Source organism: Alkalicoccobacillus murimartini (assembly GCF_030813245.1).
Taxonomy (GTDB): Bacteria; Bacillota; Bacilli; order Bacillales; family Bacillaceae_D; genus Alkalicoccobacillus; species Alkalicoccobacillus murimartini.
Window position 1 is genome coordinate 621,039 of record NZ_JAUSUA010000002.1, and the last position, 18,669, is coordinate 639,707.

Here is an 18,669-nt window from a genome sequence, read left to right on the forward strand (position 1 = left end):
CAAGGGAGTAGCCAATGCTCCGGTCATACATTCCACACCCGCTAGCTCGCCGGGGTGAGTTACTTACAATCATTTAACTTGTTCTATTTCGTTAAAGTCGAGTGCGTCATGACTATAAACTCAACGCCATCAGCTGTAAACGAGGCTTCTTCTGAGAATCCAAAATTAGTATATAATTTTATGGCTCGTTTGTTAAACGTAGCTACTGATAACCTTACTCCAGCGTTAGGAAATTGCTTTTGCAAATAAGAAACAATCACTTGAAAGAAATCCCTTCCTTTTCCTTTGCCCGTCAATGAAGGTGCCATTCCTACGCCTACATCAACAAAAAGTTCGCGATATACTCCTGCCACTTTTCCTTCTGGAACTTGTGCAGAATTTCCAACGCAGAAGATTCCCACGAATTCGCCTGACATGCGCACGGAATAGTATGAACCCATCAGAAACTCCTGCATAGCCTCATCTCTCGAACGAATATTATAATAATCATAAGGTGGCTTATAGTGCCATTGAATCACCTCAATGGCATCTTCAGGTGATATATCCGTAATTTCAAAGTCGTTCACCTGTTCATCCCCCTTTTATAACTTTCCTACGGTTTATGAAAGCACCCATTTACGGATGGCACTTGCTACACCAGCTTCATCATTTGTTAAAGTAATCCAGTCCGCATGATCCTTGACGAAATCCTGAGCATTACCCATAGCAACACCAATTCCGGCTTCCTTAATCATTGCCAAATCATTTAAGCTATCGCCAACGGACATCACTTGATCCATTGTTAGCCCAAGATAACCGCATACCTTCTCAAGTCCTCTTGCTTTATTTATACCTGCAGCGTTAATCTCTAAGTTCGTTGGACTTGAATTACTGATTTCTAGCTCTGCATGAGATTCCAGTTCTTTTTGAATCGCATGACGAATCACATCATCTTGCACATCAAAACCAAACTTCAGCCATTCCGTTGCATGAATATCCTCTGGCATCTCATTTCTCCAGACCTCACCAACAGCGGTTGCCCATGCATGAGTTCCGTGTTCATTACTAAGATCCCACATTTTCTGAACAAGATGACTCTCTAACTTATTTCGCTCAACTAACTTTCCTTCCGTATCCCAGATCTCACTTCCATTTACAGTTACTAAGTACGAACCAAGGTTTAATGTTTTCGCGTATTCACTACAGGTCATTAACGAACGACCTGTGCTAAGAACAACATATACACCCTGTGCTTGAGCCTCTGCTATTGCTTTCATATTTTCTTCAGATAGTTCATGCTTCGAATCAAGCAGTGTACCATCGATATCTAGCGCAACTAGTTTGATTTCTTTTTTCTCTATGTCTGTTGTCATCTCACTCTCTCCTATCCTTTTATCCAAGCCAGTATTTATTGATCGAAGGACAATGTTTCCCAAAAATTAATTAACGTCTCAAGTCCCTTATCATAATTCTCTAGATGGAAGTGTTCATTTGGTGCATGAAAATTTTCACTTGGTAAGCCAAAGCCCATTAATAAGATAGGCATCTTAAGAACCTGATCAAATGTTTCAACAACAGGAATCGAACCACCCATTCTCGTGAAAAGAGCAGGTTCTCCGTATGCGGCTTCATAGGCATCAGTCGCCGTTTTAAATGCCGGATGATCCGTAGGTGCTAGGAATGGCATCCCTTTATCAAAGGGGGTTGTTGTTAACGTAACACCTGGTGGGGTATGCGCATCAAGGTGCTTCTCAATTAGTTGAGTAATTTCTACAGGGTCCTGACCTGGAACCAAACGACACGTAATTTTGGCATGCGCTTCAGAAGGGATAACTGTTTTTACTCCCTCGCCTTGGAAGCCTCCGTATATACCATTGATCTCTAATGTTGGTCGAATCCATGTCTGTTCACGAGCTGAATAACCCTCTTCACCAAACAATTCTTGCACGGCCAGCTCACCTTTTAATTCTGCTTCATAATCTCCTAATTCACGGTAAACCTCACGTTCTTCTTCCGTAGGTTCAATAATATTGTCATAGAAGCCTTTCACTTGAATACGTCCGTTCTCATCACGTAATGTACCAAGTAGTTGGACCAAGGCATGCACAGAATTCTGCACTGCTCCTCCGTATAAACCTGAATGCAGGTCTCCTTTTGCCCCTTTTAAATCAACCTGAAGACTGCACATTCCGCGTAATCCAGTACATACAGCAGGTCTTCCCTTTCCAAGCATCGGTGTATCAGATATTAACAGAACATCTGCTGCAAGTCGTTCCTTATTTTCTTCAACAAACGAATCCAAGCTTGGACTACCAATTTCTTCTTCCCCTTCAATTAAAAACTTCACATTAAAAGGGAGCTCTCCATTTGCTTTAAGCAATGCTTGAACAGCTTTGATATGCATAAAGGTCTGTCCCTTATCATCACTCGCACCACGGGCATAAAGTTTCTCATCATGGATTACCGGTTCAAAAGGTGGGCTATCCCATAGTTCAACAGGATCAACTGGCTGTACATCATAGTGACCATAAATAAGGATGGTATGAGTATTCTTTGCAGAACTCCACTCTCCATACACGACAGGATGACCTGGCGTTTCCATCAGCTCGACAGATGTAAGTCCAGCTTCTTTTAATGATTCTACAGTCCACTCGGCTGCTTTACGAACGTCACCTTTATGATCAGAAAGTGCGCTAATGCTTGGTATACGTAAGAATTCAATCAACTCATTTAGATGATTTGTACGGTTTTCCTGAATAAAATTTAATACGTTTTTTGACATTGTCCTCTTCCCTTCATCACTTATGTAGTTAAAATAAGTGTATCACAGCACTGCCCAAATGAAACGGTATGACTACTAGGCAAAAAAATGCTAGGAGATTTTAAAATCTCCTAGCATCTGTTTATAAGTTATCTAAAATTTTCAGGGAACGTTGTAAGATCTATACCCCAAAGCACAGGAAGTAACATATATACCGCTGCAATAATTAAGAATGTGGCTATAATATTCACAATGAACCCGACACGAACCATCTCAATTATCTTCAGTTTACCCGTACCAAAGATGATCGCATTTGGTGGTGTTCCTACAGGCAACATGAATGCACAGTTTGCAGCCATCGCACACGGAATCATAACAGCATATGGATGAACATTAATTGCGACAGCAAGAGCTGCTACGATTGGTAAGATCATTGTTGCGGTTGCTGTATTAGACGTAATCTCCGTTAATGCCATAATTAACAAGGTAGAGGCAATAATGACGATCAAAATATGCATGCCGTCTAATACTTGAAGCTGCTCTCCCATCCAGTCAGATAAGCCTGAGGATGTAAACCCTGCAGCTATAGCAAGACCTCCTCCAAACAATAGAAGAACTCCCCATGGAATATCTCTTGAGTCTTTCCATTCTAGAATACGTGATCCGAATTTTTTAGAAGCAGGCAATAAGAAAAGCACAGCTGTCGCGACCATTGCGATCATTCCATCTTTCAAATCAAGATCGGGAAATAGATTTGTCCAAATCAATTCTCTTGTTACCCACAGAAAAGCCGTAACAATAAATACGATCAATACAGACTTTTCTTCAAATGTTATTTTCCCTAAGGCTTTACGCTCTTTGGTAATAACCTCTTGACCACCAGGCAATCCTTTTATCGTCATCTTAAATGCAAATCTCCCAAGATATATCCAAGTAAATACAAGAAGTAAAGCAACTACCGGAGCTGCAAAAAGCATCCATAGAGCAAAGGAGATTTCAACGCCAAATAATTCATTAACTTGCGCTGCAAGAATAATATTTGGAGGCGTTCCTATTAAAGTACCAAGGCCTCCAATTGTTCCTGCATACCCAATTCCAAAGATTAAGGCTTTTTCAAACTTAGGAAGCTCCTTTTCCTCGGGTTTACCTTTTAACGCTGAAGCAACTTGTGCAGTAATCGCAAGCCCCATAGGAATCATCATCATAACTGCTGCCGTATTCGACACCCACATTGATAAGAAACCTGTCGCAACCATAAAACCTAATAAAATACGTTGAGTACTTGTTCCGATTAAAGAAATAATACCTAAAGCCAATCGTTTATGAAGGTTCCATTTTTCCATTGCTGTTGCAATAAAAAATCCACCTAAGAATAAAAAGATAATATCATTTCCATATGCAGAAGTAACCGCTCCAGAATCAAGAGCACCGGTTAAAGGTAATAAGATAATCGGTAAAAGTGATGTTGCCGGAATAGGCATAGCCTCCGTAATCCACCATGTCGCAACCCAAAGGGTAACAGCCAAAACAGCTTTCCCCTCAAAAGAAAGTCCATCTGGTTGAAAGAAAAACATCGTTAAGAAAAATAGTAACGGACCAAGTATAAGCCCTACAATTTGAGGCTTTTTATATGGTTTTTTTACCTCTTCATCTTTATTAGGTTGTTGATCGGATGATCCATTTGATCCTGTATTCGCTTGACTATCCTGTTTGGCCGCTTTCTTAGCTGTTGCCGCATCTTTTTGATATGAGAATACATTTATTAATCGTTTGGTTTGACGATGTGATTGCCATAGGCTCTCCCATACGCCTTGCGTAAATGCTTTCATGTTAGACCTCCTATTGTAAGCGTTTACCTAATTCTGAATGATATCGGCTTGGACGTCCACTATAATTAACTAATAATATGACTTATGTAACTTTTTTAAGTGTTAAAAGTCGCTTATTACTCATTAGAGAGAACCGTCAACATGTATTCATTCCCTTTTGAACTTACTTTATATTGTTGAAGTGGTCGACCAGTACCTTCATATGAAACGTCAAGATCTAGACATTCATTCTCTTCTAAGTAACGTAAATATTTGCGAAGAGATACTCTTGAGATGGAAGTCGCCTCTGCTAGGTCAGCTGTCGAGAACCAGCCCTCTAGCTTAATTACTTCTTTTAACACGCGTAGAAAGGTATGCTTTGTTATTCCTTTTGGAAGCTCCTCTTCACTTGAACCATCTACGCGACTTCTCGATAAAAATAAATGATCGAGATCTTCTTGCCTCAATGCCTCTGTTCGAAGTTGTTGAAAGCGTTTTGCATATACATTCATCGCTTCTCTAAAGCGATCAAATTCAAATGGCTTCATCAAGTAATCCACAGCTCCAAATCTAAGTGCTGTTTGAATGGATGCCTGATCATTTGCAGAGCTGACAACAATGACATCGATCTCACTCTTTTTCTCTCTTAGCTCCATCAACATGTCTAAACCATTCTCATGACTAATATATATATCTAATAAAATTAAGTGAACCTCTTCTATTTCGATTATTTTCTTCGCTTCACTAACATTATTAGCCGTTCCTACTAATGTGAATCCACTGACGCGCTCTAAATATATGCCATTAAACTTTGCAACCATTGGATCATCTTCAACTATTAATACGTTTATCATACTCCGCTCCTTGTAGTGGCACAGTAGCCGTTAATGTGACACCCTCATCTTCATTTGCCTTTATCACTAGATCACCCTTCATCTCTGTTACTGAGGTGTACATCAGATGTAGACCGTATCCACGTCCTGAGCCCTTTGTTGTACTTCCTTTGGAAACCAGGTTATCCAGCTTTTCCTGAGTTATTTTGATTCCGTTATCTTCTACCTTCCACAATAAATCAAACTCATCACAATCTACTGTAACTTTAATTTTGGGATTGTTTTTAGAGGTTAATGCTTCGGATGCATTATCAAGACTATTTCCAATCACTGTAATGAGTGTGTTTAAAAGGTTCGGGTCTTTGATGACAGGCCATGCTGAATCACCAGAAAGACTCACTTCGATCCCTTTATTCTTAACCATCGTAAGCTTATTTAAGAGATAACCGACCAATACAGGATCATTAAGATGTCTAGCTATCCACCCAACATCCTCTTGATAATAAGTCGAGATCGTTTTAATATAGGTTTGCAATTCTTCATAGGACTCTGTGTGAACCATAGCTGACACAACATGTAGCTTATTCATAAATTCATGAGTATGCATCCGTAATGCCTCTGCATACGTTTTTACACCAGATAGCTGGTCTAGTGCTAGAATCAACTCCGTTTTATCTTGAAACGTAGCCATCGCTCCAATTCGAATGCCATTAGAGTCAACCGGTACACGGTTTACAACAAGCTCAAGCTCATTTAGTTGCAGGTGTTGGTTGCGTTCAACCTTTCCTTTGTCCAGAACGTCGTGTAATTTAAAGTCGGGAAGAAATTCGACCATTTTTTGATGAAGCGGGTTCTCTTTGTAGCCTGCTCTATGAAGGATCGAGGTAGCCGCATCGTTCACAAGAATAATCTCTCCATCTGAATTAATAGCAATAATGCCTTCTTGTACAGATGACAACATGGCTTCACGTGTCTGGAGAAGCTGAGTGATCTCAACCGGTTCAAGATTTTGCATTGACTTTTTAACCTTGGAAGCCAAAAATACAGCTCCAATAATGCCCGGGATTAAACCTAAAAGTCCCCCTAACCATACCATCAACTGACTTCGGTAAATTGCTTCATTGATTTGATCTGTTAGAATACCTACGGCAACGACTCCAACCTGCTCTCCGGTTTCATCTTCAATTGGAATGAACGCACGTAACGATTCCCCTAATGTGCCTTCTGCTGTTGAAGCGTAAGCATCTCCCTGAAAAGCTTTTTGTTCATCATTGCCGACAAACTCTTTTCCAATTTGTTCGGACGTGGGGTGAGTGATACGAATGCGATCCATATCCATTACAACGATATAGTCTACACCCGTTTCCTCTAGAACCTCTTGCGCATATTCCTGCAGACGCTCTCTTGTAGTTATCTCAGCTAATCCTTCAATGACCACTGGTGACCTAGCAAAAGATGTTGAGATGGTCCAAACCTTATCTTCGAGTGAGGCCTTGGTAGTTTTGGCGTTATCGTATGCCACGAGTACACTCGTACAAAAAAGGGCAATGAGAACAACGACACCTACTAATAAAATGATTATGGTCTTTAATTTGTATGTTTTTTTGGAATATTTCTTTTGACTCACACTGTAAACGACCTTTCCAAAGATAACCCTTTCAATAATACCTTTACTATAACAAAGAACGCGATAGGAGAACAGAGTTGACGAATAGCCTGTCCCTTTAGGGAATACAAAGAGAGCCTCATCATATGACTATGACAGGGCTCATTTGTACAATCACCATTTAAATACTTGAACGAGCTCATGAAGTTCTTCAGAAAGCTTAGTTAAGTTCTCAGCCGAACTCGAAATTTCTTCCATCGAAGCCAATTGCTCTTCTGTCGATGCTGAAACACTTTGCATTTCAGAAGACGTTTCCGCAGAGTTTGCAGCTACTTCTTTGAATACTTGTACAAATTGTTTCGCTCCTGATGAAACTTGATTGGCTTCAGTGGTTACATATGAAATTTTCCCGACCATTTCTTCAATATACTGATCAATGGTTTTAAACGACGCATTAGCCTGATCAGCTACGCGGATTCCATTTTCTACCTCAGTCCCACCAATTTGCATGGCCTCAGATGCCAGGCTTGCTTGACTTTGAATAGCTAAGATCATCTCACGTATTTGTTCGCTTGCTGTTCCCGATTGCTCAGCAAGCTTTCTAACTTCTTCCGCTACTACTGCAAATCCTTTTCCATGTTCGCCTGCTCTAGCTGCTTCTATAGACGCATTTAAGGCAAGCAAATTAGTCTGTTCTGCTATTTCCTTAATTACATCTGTCACTTGATTGATTTCTTTTGAGCTATCTCCAAGCTGTTTAATTCGTTCGGCAACCGTCACGCTCGTTTTTTTAATCGTGTCCATTTGCTGCATGCTTGTCTTTACAGACTGACTTCCTAAATGCACAACACTTTGAGCTTTCTCTGCAGTAGCGGACGCCACATTCGTATGCTTTGCAATTTCTTCAACGGCATGCGAGAGATCCACTGCTTTACCGGCACTGTTCTCCATACTTGCGCCTTGATTATCTGTTGTAATGACTACCTCTTGAACAGCGCTTGTAATCTGTTCAGTAGCCCTTGTACTTTGTTCAGAACTTGCTAGTAATTGTTCAGATGCCGAAGCGACTTGAGTAGACTTTTCTAATACACCCTTTAGAAGTGTTGAGAAAGAAACACGCATGTTCTCAAATGCCGAAGCTAACTCACCAATTTCATCATTACGATTTTGCTTTAATGATGTATTCTCACTTAGATCACCTGTACCAATCGTTGCAGCAGCCTTCGCCAGTTGGCGGATTGGCTTAGTAATTGATCGAACTACTCCTGTAATAAGTAGTGCACCTATGAAAAGAGTACTACCGATCACCACTAGAGTTGTCCACAATATCGGACTAACAGCGTCTGATACTTCTTTTGTGAGATACGTACCCGCAAGCTTCCATCCTGTTAGCTCATTTGTACGATAATCCATGAATTTCTCTTCCGATTCAAAGGTGTAATCAAAGCTACCTTGTTCTGACTGATACATGTCCGCAAAGAAACTTTCCTGAGCAACCGTTCCAATTTCTTGAGTGGGGTGTGAGATATAGCTTTGGTTCTTATCTAAAAGAAATAAATAACCATCTTGCCCTAAAGCAATTGTTTCTAGCATGTTTGTCAGGTCGTCTAATTCTAAATCAACGGCTACGACTCCACTACCATTATCTAACGCTCGGGCCAAGGTAATAGACACCCTCTTTGTTCCCAAAGATGTATAGGGAGCAGTAATGATGACGTCTCCTCCTGCCTGTTTCGCCTGATTGTACCAAGACCTTTGTCTTACATCATAATTATCAGGATAATTTAAAAAGGTAGGTTGATAGATAAACGTATCTGAATCGGTTCCTATCAACACCTGACCCACATTCTTTTGAGAAACATTAAACTTCTCCAAAAAAGCAGAGGCTTCTCGTTCATCACTCGTTTCCTCAAACGATATATCTGCAAACTCACTTGCGATCAGTTCGAGATTCTCAATTTGTGAAGTAATATATTGATTGATCATCTCATCCAAAATTTGAGTACTCTCTTTTGCTTCTTGCTTAATTAATGCCTCCGTGTTTGTTTTAGCACTTTCATAGGAAAAGTAACCAATAACCAATGGTGGCAAAATTAATATGAACAAGTAGGAGAGGACAAGCTTGGTTCGAAGGCTTAATCCTTTATTTGAAGGTTTCTTCTCTTTTTTCTTCATTGCTTCCCACTCCTCATCAACGAACGACATTCCTTTATCTTGTATCGGCTCGAAGTAGACAAAAGTGTAGAAAAGTTCCAAATAAAGTTGGTAGGTAAAAGAAGTTTACAATCATAATAAGGACTCTTCGCTACCGCTACAGGAGAAACCTTCGCTTTCCGCGGGCACGGCCTCAGCCCTTGAAGTGGAAGTACGCCACTTCAATGTCTTCAGACACGTGCTGGTCCCGCTGGAGTCTTTGGTTTCTCCTTCCGCTGTGTCCTGAGCAAACGAATGACGAATCGAACGTTCCTTTTTAGGAATATTCGTCGTTTTAGTGTGCCTATATATTTCACCTCAGACTCCATATAAAACAGCCTTCCATTTCCTAAGTAAAGGGAGTAGAAGGCTGTTTTATGTTTATAAGAGAACTCCTAACTACATATCGATCCACTTTCGTCCGCTTTCATAGTAGTAGGCGTTGAATGATTTTAAGATTAAAAACGTAAAGTACACAGAGCACCACTCTTTAGTGGGACTCTGTGTATTTACGTATTTAACACATATTTTACAAGCTGATTGTAAAAACCTAGGGCGTCGTTACCTTTAACGAGATTTAATTGATGGTTTCTAGAACGTGTGCTGATACGTACGGGATTGGTGATAGCAATTTTTCGGTCCTGGAGAATCGCAACTTCCTCTATTTTTTGATAGGGGATTGTAATAACCTCTGAACGATTCGAGATTAGCGACCTACCAACAAAAATGACTCGACGATCTGTGAGGGCAACAAAATCCTTTAAAAGGCCATAGGTCTGCAACAGCCTTTCATCCGCAAGTAAATATTCTGATGCCTTCTCCCGATGATTCTCTCGATTATCCGCCTGTTTCCAAAAAGACAAACAAATCCCCCCTTATTCATATTCACGATATAATTTGTGCTGCATGATGTACTGATAACAGCTCTCTGGAAGAAGGTAACGTGGTTCGCCACCTCTACTAAATTCTTCACGAATGTAGGAGGAGCTTATCTCCATCGCTAACCCTTTATCTACTAGATGGAATCGACCGTCATCAGCATTTCGTAACAAAGGAGATTTGGAGATGGTCTTTAACATGTCGATTCCATCACGTGCCATAACAATAAACTGGTTTTCCGCTACAAGCTTTTCTCCCTGGACCCAGCTACCGTGACCGATATTCACTAAAATGTCTGCTCCCATCACAAAAAATAATTCATCGTTAGGGAACTTTTTTTTCAGTTTTTGCATTGTAAAATAAGTATATTGCTCTCCAATTGGGGCATCGATCTCTTCTGTAGATAACTCAAACCTTGGATCCTCGGATATAGCTAACTTCACCATTTCCATACGATCTTCATCCGTACTCATTAAGCTTTTATCACGCCGCTCTTTTGAAGATGGGAGAAACAACATCTTATCTAATTTCTTCCTATGATGGATCGTTGAAGCTGTCCAGAGGTGTACGTTTGTTATGGGATCAAAAGAAGAGCCGTATACACCAATTCTCACTTATTTCACCTCTCGATCCAGATTTTTATCATCAATCATCTTTTCCTTTAACTCTCTTAATTCATCTGACAGAGCTACTGGATAGACTTCTGGTACTTCCAATCTCAGATACTCTTCCCAAAACGTCGCCTTAGACACTTGATGAAATTCTCTCAGTTCCGGAAGCGATGGTTTTTCATAGATCAGTTGACCATTTTCGAATATTTTTTTATGAAGCTCTTCATACGTGAAGTTACGAATGATCTTAGATTTAAGTGGATTTGAAGGATGTTTTAGGATCAATTCATCTCTACCTTCTAGCGATTCATGCTCTAGACAAATGTAGTCCCCTTTCGCCATATGATTTTGATCATATAAACGATAGACTTTTTTACGGCCTGGATTCAGTACTTTCTCAATACTCTCAGATATTTTAATTAATGAAATCCAATCATCCTGTTTGTACTCACCCCCGTGGCTGTCCATTTCATTCTCAAAGGGACTACGCGCCACGATTTTGTGTACACCACCTAATGCAGGATTGTCATAAGCTGTTATGAACTTAGTACCTACACCCCAGATATCGATTTTTGCTCCTTGTTGCTTAAGAGAAGCAATTGTCGCTTCGTCTAGATCATTTGTTGCAGAGATCTTTACATATTCTAATCCTTCTTCATCCAAGCGCTTTCGGACTTTTTTTGACAAGTAAGCTAAGTCTCCACTATCTAACCGAACGGCCATTAATTTTTGACCCCGTGCTTCCATGTCCCGAGCGATCCGAATTGCGTTTGGAAGTCCACTCTCTAATGTGTCGGTTGTATCTAGTAGGAGGATCACCTTTTGAGGGAATGTATGAGCGTACGATTTAAATGACTCATATTCGCTCGCATGAAACATGATATAAACATGTGCCATGGTCCCAGTGATTGGAATATCAAAGTTCTTTCCTGCTTTCACATTACTTGTTGCATCAAACCCTGCTATGTAAGCCATTTTCGCCCCATTTACACTGGAGTCTCTTCCCTGCGCACGTCTCTTACCCATTTCTAATAAGACGTCTCCGCCTGTAACAGTCACTAATCTGGAGCCCTTTGTTAAAAGCAGTGACTCGGAATTAATCGTATTCAAGAGCATCGCCTCAATCCAGATACATTCCCAGACGGGTGCTTCAATACGAAGACACGGTGTATTTGGAAATACCAAATTCCCTTCCTCCACAGCATAAAGATCCCCACTAAAACGTAATGATTGCAAGTCTTTAAGAAATTCTTCATCAAAATTCTCTGGCTGTTGGCGAAGATAGGTAATGTCACTCTCATTAAAATACAAATTAGACAGGATACCGATGAAATGATCTAAACCACCAAAAGCTACATATCCCCCAAGTTCTCCACGGTAGTCCCCAACTCCACGAACAAAAGGAGGTTTCCGGTAAAAATCATCATACACCACTTGGTTTTTGTGAACGCCTTGTTTCCATAGAGCATACATCATGGTGATCGCATAATAGTCGGCATCGAGCGCATAATCTTCCGCAGGATTATAGAATGGAACCACTTCGTACTCAGTACTTTCTGCGCAGTTTTTACATGATTCTTTGAATTGATTGGTCTTTGTAAATTGTGGGTGACCGCAGGCTTTGCATATATGGACATACTTGTATTCTTTTGCATCTACGTAATCAAATAATGTTTTTTCGCGTGACATGTGTGACTCCTTTATCGGACTAGCAAATGGTTGCTCCGAGACAGTTTTTGAAATGCTCAAGCGCCCATTCATGACCCGCCTGATTAAAGCTAGCGACCGCGTTCTGATGAACGACAATCTTATATTGAAGAGAATAAGCGTAAACGGCTGTATGTAAAACACAAATATCTGTGACATCTCCAACAAGATGTACCTCTGTTATGCCTCGTTCGCGAAGCTTACTATCGAGATCTGTACCTACAAAGGCAGAGTATCGAGTCTTATCCATATAATAGACATGTTGTTAATCTTTAATCTCATTATAATATTGACCAAGAGCACCATACAAATCCCGACCTGATGTATGACGAATGTTATGTGGAGGGAATAGTTTACTTTCAGGATGATAGTCATCCTTTTCATCATGTGCATCTACTGCGAATACAACAAAATGCCCTTCATCAACAAACTGTTTAGTTAGTTCAACTATCGCTGATTCAATAGCCTGACCTGGTGTTCCCACTGTAAGCGCACCATCATTCGCAATAAAATCATGTGTGTAATCTATATTTATTAATGCCTTCACCCTATTCCTCCTTTACTGTCTTGTCACTTCCTTACTGACTATCTTAGTCCTACCCTTCTATTCATGCAACGACTTTCTCACCTTGTATCACGCAAAAAAATCAAAGAATAACTAATCTTTGATTTGACAATATATTAAGTATTCTTTAGGTTTTGTTCTCTTTAAAGTTAGTGATTGTTCTATATAATGAACGGTATATCAAACAAAAATTACCTTTTTAAACATAGTTTTTCTGGAGGTGTTGGGGATTTGTGATAAAAATGATCAAGAGTGGTTACACTTAGTGCTGGAAGCAAAAGAAATCGGTTTAACAATCGAAGAGATTAAGAAATTTATACACGACACGAAAAAAAAAGGGTCGTAGTCTATCACTTTTGATGATTCAGCGCTATACAATTACTTTCCTAATCTAGCGCGATGTGCTAGATTACGTTTTTACCTTATTAATAGCACTTTTTACCCACTTCAAATGTCTATGTTTATTATTTGAATGCACCAATTATATTGGGAAAAATCATTCCCCAATCACGTATTGTGTCAAGGTTGAGAGGTAATGTTCTATTTACAGAACAAACTGTGTGCTGTTATAATAGCCACTAGTATAAGACATAAGCGAGGTTACCTAAAATGATTGGAAATCAAGTTAAAAAATGCAGATTAGACAGAGGACTTTCCTTATCAGAACTAGCAGAAAATGCCGGAGTCGCTAAATCCTACTTAAGTTCTATTGAGCGTAATATTCAATCAAATCCCTCTATTCACTTTCTCGAAAAGATTTCTCTTATCTTAAATGTCCCAATTGAAACATTGCTTTATGGTAAATCCGTATCCTCTAACACGAATGATTTGGATGAGGAATGGGTTGAACTGGCTCGTGAAGCAAAAGAATCAGGAATTAGTCAAGAACAGTTCCGTGAATTTCTAGCGTTTAATCGTTGGCGGAAAGATCAATCAAAGTCATAAACCGTTATTTTTCCATATGCTTTATTAATTCTATAAATGTAATATCCATAGCCTTAGATAACTTCGATAAGATCTCGATGCTCGGATTTTTCTGAAGACCTCTTTCAACATAACTAATATACGACTTGGACACGCCAGAGTATTCTGAAAGTTGATTGAGTGTCATACCCCTTTCTTTCCTTAGAGATCTAATTCTCTTTCCATCCATTTTCTTAATTCTCCTTATGCCTTTTTTGTTCTCTAATAAGAACGACCTACCCATCATTATACGTTCCTAAAGGTAGTACCGCAATGTTTTTTCCTTTATAAAGAACAAAAGGCCGCTTTCACGACCTTTCTAACGATTATTTACGCTTGATCAAGAACACCTTTAAGTTGGCTAAATGCCCAATCAATTTCTTCTTTTGTAATAACAAGAGGCGGAGCTAACCGAATGACCTTCTCATGTGTCTCCTTGCAAAGTAATCCTGTTTCTTTTAACTTCTCACAATAAGGCCTTGCTGGTTCTGAAAGTTCTAGTCCAATAAAGAGTCCCTTGCCCCGCACTTCTTTAATAATTGGATTTTGAAGCGTTTGAAGCTTCTCCATAAAATAACTTCCTAATTCTAAAGACCGTTCTACTAACTTCTCATCTTCTAACACTTGTAAAGAAGCTACGGATACCGCACAGGCTAGAGGATTCCCGCCAAACGTTGAACCATGTGATCCTGGTTCAAAAACGCCCAATACTCGTTCATCTCCAGCAATGGCTGAGATTGGCATAACCCCGCCACCCAAGGCTTTCCCAAGTATATAAATATCCGGTATGACATTAGCCCAATCACTGGCAAACATTTTTCCTGAACGACCAAGTCCTGATTGGATCTCATCTGCGATAAATAATACTTGCTCTGAACGGCAGATCTCAGCGGCTTCTGCTAAATAACCATCTGGCGGAAGAACAACACCTGCTTCTCCTTGTATTGGTTCTATTAAAAAAGCTGCCGTATTTTCTGTTACTACTTCACGTAAAGCCTCAATGTCTCCATATGGAACAATCTTAATCCCAGGAAGCATTGGCCCAAAGCCTCGTTTATATTCAGCATTAGATGATAAGGATACTGCGGTCATTGTTCTTCCATGAAAATTATCTTCACAGACAATGATTTCTGCTAGATTATCCGGCACACCTTTTACATCATATGCCCACCTTCTTGCTGCCTTCACTGCTGTTTCTACTGCTTCTGCTCCTGTATTCATAGGTAGAACCATACTTTTTCCTGTAATAGAGGCTACCTTTGAATAAAAAGCACCTAACTGATCATTATGAAAGGCTCTTGAGGTTAATGTAATTTGTTCAGCCTGATCTTTTAGTGCTTGAATAATGACTGGATGGCAATGACCTTGATTAACAGCTGAATATGCACTTAGCATATCCATATACTTCGTACCTTCTGGATCCCAAACCCAAACCCCTTTCCCTTTTGAAATAACTATGGGAAGCGGATGATAATTTTTCGCTCCAAATTGTTCCGTTTGTTTAATAATGTCGTGTGTTGTAGCCATCATAAATCCCTCCTCACACTAATTGGTCCTGCATTTCCATTGTACGTTTAGTACCAACTATTCAGCAAGCTAATTAAAGCTTGCAAGCTCAATAGCGATGTAATAGGTTAGATAGGTACACCATGAGTAATTTGCTAAGCGTAAATAGGAGGCCTTTATGTCAAATGCACCACAACAGTCTGTAATTCAAACAAAAGACCACGTTCTATTCCTATCTACGGTTTTTTGTTTTTGGTTTGCTACTTATATTTACGTCCCTACATTTAGTCTGTACTTAGAATATAAACATTTCTCTTATTCGGCTATAGGCATGATTTTAGGTAGCTATGGAGTGACCCAGGTTTTACTACGCTTTCCACTAGGTATTTTATCTGATATTTTGCAGCATATTCGGAAGCAACTCTATATTGCAGGGTTTGCTGTCGCTATGATTAGTGGGATCATTCTTGTTTATTTCGATTCGTTTGCGGCTATCTTAGCTGCCCGTCTTCTAGCAGGAATCACGGCTTCAATGTGGGTTATGGCCACGATTCTTTATGCTCAGTATTTCGTTCGCTCTCATTCTTCTCGAGCGATGGGGACCCTGCAGTTCCTAACGGTTATGCCGCAATTTGCAAGCATGGCCCTTGCAGCACTTATTGTTCAAAGCTTCGGATGGACGCTTCCTTTTTGGATAGCTGTGGTCGCCTCATTCGTTGGATTCATTCTGGCATGTTTTATTAAAGTGATTCCACAGACACGACCGGAGGGACAAGTACGTATTAAACAATACATTTCGCAAACAATACGAGTCCCCTCCTTGCGATCCATTACCGTCTTATCTATGATTGGACATGCCATCTTGTTTATCACAATATTTGGGTTTACACCGTTATATGCAGCAAGTATCGGGATAACAGATGGTAGCTTGGTTTGGCTCGTTATTGCCTTTTTTATTCCACACGCTGCTGCATCATTAGGACTGGCTTTTGTTAAGTTACGAGATGCTTATATTGATCGAATTCTTCTAATTAGTTTTATTGGAACAGGGATCGCTATGTTTGCTGTCCCCTTTACAAACAGCCTCATCAGTTTAAGCATTGTACATGCTGTCATTGGTTTAACACTTGGACTCTTACTTCCTTTGTTACTCGGAAAAATAGCTGGTCTACCCGTTGATTCTCTTAGAACGTCTGTTATGGGCTTTTATCAATCATTTTATGCCTTAGGTATATTCCTCGGGCCACTTCTAGCAGGATCCATTGCTGAGTGGTTTGGATTAACTGAAATGTTCTGGTTCGGAGGAATTTTGGCTTTAATTGGACTACCCTTTCTTTTTGTCATTAGAAAACGTATTGCTTGAGTGTGGTTAGTAAAGAAACAAGGAACAGTGCAACAACTCGTGTTAGAAGAAATGAAGAACGATAGCGCGTCATTAGAATACCACTAATCAAGCGGACGAAAATGGAGGGCCGACACCTGCGGGATAAAAAGGCATATTGAAATAAACGGGCTTGCCCGGTTAGTTCAATGCCTTCCCGCGGTAAGCGTGCCCCCATTTTCGGGAGCGATAGCGAAAAGCCTTATATAGTTAGCCACTGAACCCTTCTTGCTGGAGTACCGGGTCATCTTACCAGCTCCTAAAACATCAGAGTATCTTTCTTAATGGGAGCTTATTCTTATATAAAAAGGCCAAGCAATAATGTCTGAAACATCATTGCTCGGCCTTTAATGTGTTTAAAAAACTTTCCTAATTGCGGTTATTCTGTTCACCATAATCCGATTATTTTCCACCAGATTCCACCAATTCCTAGCCATACAACAATATGAATAATAGAAATTAGAAAACCAAGTGACCACCACTTTTGTTGTGTCACATACCCTGCTCCAAAAAATGCTGGTGCAGGACCACTACCATAGTGCGTGGTGCAGCCGAACAAGTTACTAAAGAACCCGAGTACTAGAGCAGATAATACAGGTGGTGCACCTGCCGCCACAATAACTGATAGAAACGCCGCATACATGGCACTAACATGAGCCGTGTTGCTCGCAAAGAAATAATGAGAATAAAAATACACAACAGCTAAAATAACTAACGTATAGGTCCAACCAAGCCCTTGAACAGCTCCTTGCATAAGATCACTGAACCATGGAATCATCCCTAAGCTATTTAAATAGCTGGCCATCATGACCAAAACCGAAAACCAGACTAGCGTATCCCAAGCCCCTTCTTCCTTCTTAATATCTGACCATGAAAGTACCTGAGTCAGAAGTAAAATAACAAGGCCAATAAAAGCAGCTACGGTTGCATCAATTCCAAAGGTAGTTCCGCCTATCCATAAGACTAAAAGAATGATGAATACCGAAATCATAAACCATTCTTCACGCTTAAGTGAGCCCATTTCCTTTAACTTTTCTTTCGCCATCGTTGGAGCTTTAGGTGTTTCTTTGACTTCTGGAGGATAAAGCTTATAGATAACTAAAGGAATAATGAATAAGCTAATTAAACCAGGGACAATAGCTGCCAGCATCCAGCCCGTCCAAGTAATCTCCACTCCTGTTATATCACTCGCTAGTTGAACTGCTAATGGATTTGCTGCCATAGCAGTTAAAAACATAGCTGAGGTGATCATATCCCCTTGAAAAGAAGACTTAACTAAGAAGGCGCCAATCTTACGTTCTGTCCCATCTCCAACTCTAGAACCATACGCCTCAGACAAAGAACGAATGATTGGCATAATGATTCCGCCTGCTCGAGCTGTATTAGAAGGCATAGCGGGAGACAGCATCAAATCACTGGCAATCAATGAATAAGAAAGCCCAAGTGTCTTTTTTCCAAATAGATAAACAAATAAATAAGCAACTCTTGCTCCGAGTCCTGTTTTAATAAATCCTCTTGATATGAAAAAAGCAATAACGATTAACCATATCGTCTTATTTTGAAACCCACTTAAAGCCTCTTCAATTTCAAGTGTATTTGTTAACACAACGGCTGTGAGACCCATAATTGCTACACTGCCCATGGGTAGCGGCTTAATAATTAATCCAATGATCGTTGCTACAAAGATAGAAAATAAATGCCAAGCTTGCTGATCCAATCCTGCTGGAGTCGGAATAAACCAAAGAATTGCTCCAATTGCAATCGTTATGAATAAATGCAAATAACGTACCTCAGATGTCTTGTTCATTTTCCCACTCCATTAAGAACACTCTTTTGGTTAATACGGACAAAACTATATCATTTATTAGTGTTTGATA

The 18,669-nt window shown here is 40.0% G+C and carries 16 protein-coding genes and 1 pseudogene; 3 read left to right on the top strand and 14 right to left on the bottom strand.

The window, feature by feature from the left end; all coding sequences use genetic code 11:
- Positions 1–83: 83 nt before the first annotated feature.
- The 11 genes and pseudogenes from J2S05_RS09570 to J2S05_RS09620 form a co-directional block, all read right to left on the bottom strand.
- Entirely contained in the window at positions 84–566 is a 483-nt protein-coding gene (locus J2S05_RS09570) for a GNAT family N-acetyltransferase (protein ID WP_306982201.1), read from the bottom strand.
- Positions 567–599: 33 nt separating this feature from the next.
- The gene (locus J2S05_RS09575) at positions 600–1,352 is read right to left on the bottom strand and encodes a Cof-type HAD-IIB family hydrolase (RefSeq protein ID WP_306982203.1); all 753 of its coding nucleotides are present in this window, start codon (positions 1,350–1,352) and stop codon (positions 600–602) included.
- Between the two features lie 35 nt (positions 1,353–1,387).
- Positions 1,388–2,761: a dipeptidase gene (locus J2S05_RS09580; RefSeq protein WP_306982206.1), complete on the bottom strand. Its 1,374-nt coding sequence runs from the start codon at positions 2,759–2,761 to the stop codon at positions 1,388–1,390.
- A gap of 128 nt (positions 2,762–2,889) precedes the next feature.
- Positions 2,890–4,569, bottom strand: coding sequence for an SLC13 family permease (locus J2S05_RS09585; protein ID WP_306982208.1), 1,680 nt, complete (start codon positions 4,567–4,569; stop codon positions 2,890–2,892).
- A 116-nt stretch (positions 4,570–4,685) separates the two neighbouring features.
- Positions 4,686–5,402 carry a response regulator gene (locus tag J2S05_RS09590; protein WP_306982209.1) on the bottom strand — a complete coding sequence of 239 codons (717 nt, stop codon included), beginning with the start codon at positions 5,400–5,402 and terminating at the stop codon, positions 4,686–4,688.
- Entirely contained in the window at positions 5,380–7,008 is a 1,629-nt protein-coding gene (gene dcuS, locus J2S05_RS09595) for a DcuS/MalK family sensor histidine kinase (protein WP_306982212.1), read from the bottom strand. The genes J2S05_RS09590 and dcuS overlap by 23 nt, the downstream gene beginning before the upstream one ends.
- Before the next feature lie 153 nt (positions 7,009–7,161).
- Positions 7,162–9,162, bottom strand: a complete 2,001-nt coding sequence (locus tag J2S05_RS09600; protein WP_306982214.1) for a methyl-accepting chemotaxis protein — start codon at positions 9,160–9,162, stop codon at positions 7,162–7,164.
- A 527-nt stretch (positions 9,163–9,689) separates the two neighbouring features.
- Positions 9,690–10,043: a PH domain-containing protein gene (locus J2S05_RS09605; RefSeq protein WP_306982216.1), complete on the bottom strand. Its 354-nt coding sequence runs from the start codon at positions 10,041–10,043 to the stop codon at positions 9,690–9,692.
- 12 nt (positions 10,044–10,055) lie between these two features.
- Positions 10,056–10,673 (bottom strand): nicotinate (nicotinamide) nucleotide adenylyltransferase, encoded by a 618-nt coding sequence (gene nadD, locus J2S05_RS09610; RefSeq protein ID WP_306982218.1) that lies wholly within the window; start codon positions 10,671–10,673, stop codon positions 10,056–10,058.
- Positions 10,674–12,359: a nicotinate phosphoribosyltransferase gene (locus tag J2S05_RS09615; protein ID WP_306982220.1), complete on the bottom strand. Its 1,686-nt coding sequence runs from the start codon at positions 12,357–12,359 to the stop codon at positions 10,674–10,676.
- 19 nt (positions 12,360–12,378) lie between these two features.
- Positions 12,379–12,924, bottom strand: a pseudogene (locus J2S05_RS09620) (cysteine hydrolase family protein).
- A gap of 238 nt (positions 12,925–13,162) precedes the next feature.
- On the opposite strand from J2S05_RS09620, the gene J2S05_RS09625 reads away from it, so the two are divergent.
- Both J2S05_RS09625 and J2S05_RS09630 read left to right on the top strand, forming a co-directional pair.
- A complete protein-coding gene (locus tag J2S05_RS09625) occupies positions 13,163–13,288 on the top strand; it encodes an anti-repressor SinI family protein (RefSeq protein ID WP_306982222.1) in 126 nt (41 codons plus the stop codon).
- 263 nt (positions 13,289–13,551) lie between these two features.
- On the top strand, positions 13,552–13,887 hold the full coding sequence (locus J2S05_RS09630; protein WP_306982224.1) for a helix-turn-helix domain-containing protein: 336 nt from the start codon (positions 13,552–13,554) through the stop codon (positions 13,885–13,887).
- Between the two features lie 4 nt (positions 13,888–13,891).
- Here J2S05_RS09630 and J2S05_RS09635 read toward each other — a convergent pair whose 3' ends face one another.
- Together J2S05_RS09635 and J2S05_RS09640 are read right to left on the bottom strand one after the other, a co-directional pair.
- Positions 13,892–14,152 carry a helix-turn-helix domain-containing protein gene (locus J2S05_RS09635; RefSeq protein WP_306982226.1) on the bottom strand — a complete coding sequence of 87 codons (261 nt, stop codon included), beginning with the start codon at positions 14,150–14,152 and terminating at the stop codon, positions 13,892–13,894.
- A gap of 83 nt (positions 14,153–14,235) precedes the next feature.
- The gene (locus J2S05_RS09640) at positions 14,236–15,432 is read right to left on the bottom strand and encodes an ornithine--oxo-acid transaminase (protein ID WP_370873634.1); all 1,197 of its coding nucleotides are present in this window, start codon (positions 15,430–15,432) and stop codon (positions 14,236–14,238) included.
- A gap of 157 nt (positions 15,433–15,589) precedes the next feature.
- On the opposite strand from J2S05_RS09640, the gene J2S05_RS09645 reads away from it, so the two are divergent.
- Entirely contained in the window at positions 15,590–16,774 is a 1,185-nt protein-coding gene (locus tag J2S05_RS09645) for an MFS transporter (RefSeq protein ID WP_306982229.1), read from the top strand.
- A 406-nt stretch (positions 16,775–17,180) separates the two neighbouring features.
- On the opposite strand, the gene J2S05_RS09650 is transcribed toward J2S05_RS09645, so the two are convergent.
- Positions 17,181–18,599, bottom strand: coding sequence for an anion permease (locus J2S05_RS09650; protein ID WP_306982230.1), 1,419 nt, complete (start codon positions 18,597–18,599; stop codon positions 17,181–17,183).
- Between the last annotated feature and the right edge of the window lie 70 nt (positions 18,600–18,669).

Excerpts from the sequence above, each read along its gene's own strand:
- J2S05_RS09630 (WP_306982224.1), top strand. The coding sequence starts at position 13,552 with ATGATTGGAAATCAAGTTAAAAAATGCAGATTAGACAGAGGACTTTCC.
- J2S05_RS09635 (WP_306982226.1), bottom strand. The coding sequence starts at position 14,152 with ATGATGGGTAGGTCGTTCTTATTAGAGAACAAAAAAGGCATAAGGAGA.
- J2S05_RS09640 (WP_370873634.1), bottom strand. The coding sequence starts at position 15,432 with ATGGCTACAACACACGACATTATTAAACAAACGGAACAATTTGGAGCG.
- J2S05_RS09585 (WP_306982208.1), bottom strand. The coding sequence starts at position 4,569 with ATGAAAGCATTTACGCAAGGCGTATGGGAGAGCCTATGGCAATCACAT.
- J2S05_RS09590 (WP_306982209.1), bottom strand. The coding sequence starts at position 5,402 with ATGATAAACGTATTAATAGTTGAAGATGATCCAATGGTTGCAAAGTTT.
- J2S05_RS09580 (WP_306982206.1), bottom strand. The coding sequence starts at position 2,761 with ATGTCAAAAAACGTATTAAATTTTATTCAGGAAAACCGTACAAATCAT.
- J2S05_RS09575 (WP_306982203.1), bottom strand. The coding sequence starts at position 1,352 with ATGACAACAGACATAGAGAAAAAAGAAATCAAACTAGTTGCGCTAGAT.
- J2S05_RS09650 (WP_306982230.1), bottom strand. The coding sequence starts at position 18,599 with ATGAACAAGACATCTGAGGTACGTTATTTGCATTTATTCATAACGATT.
- J2S05_RS09645 (WP_306982229.1), top strand. The coding sequence starts at position 15,590 with ATGTCAAATGCACCACAACAGTCTGTAATTCAAACAAAAGACCACGTT.
- J2S05_RS09615 (WP_306982220.1), bottom strand. The coding sequence starts at position 12,359 with ATGTCACGCGAAAAAACATTATTTGATTACGTAGATGCAAAAGAATAC.
- J2S05_RS09600 (WP_306982214.1), bottom strand. The coding sequence starts at position 9,162 with ATGAAGAAAAAAGAGAAGAAACCTTCAAATAAAGGATTAAGCCTTCGA.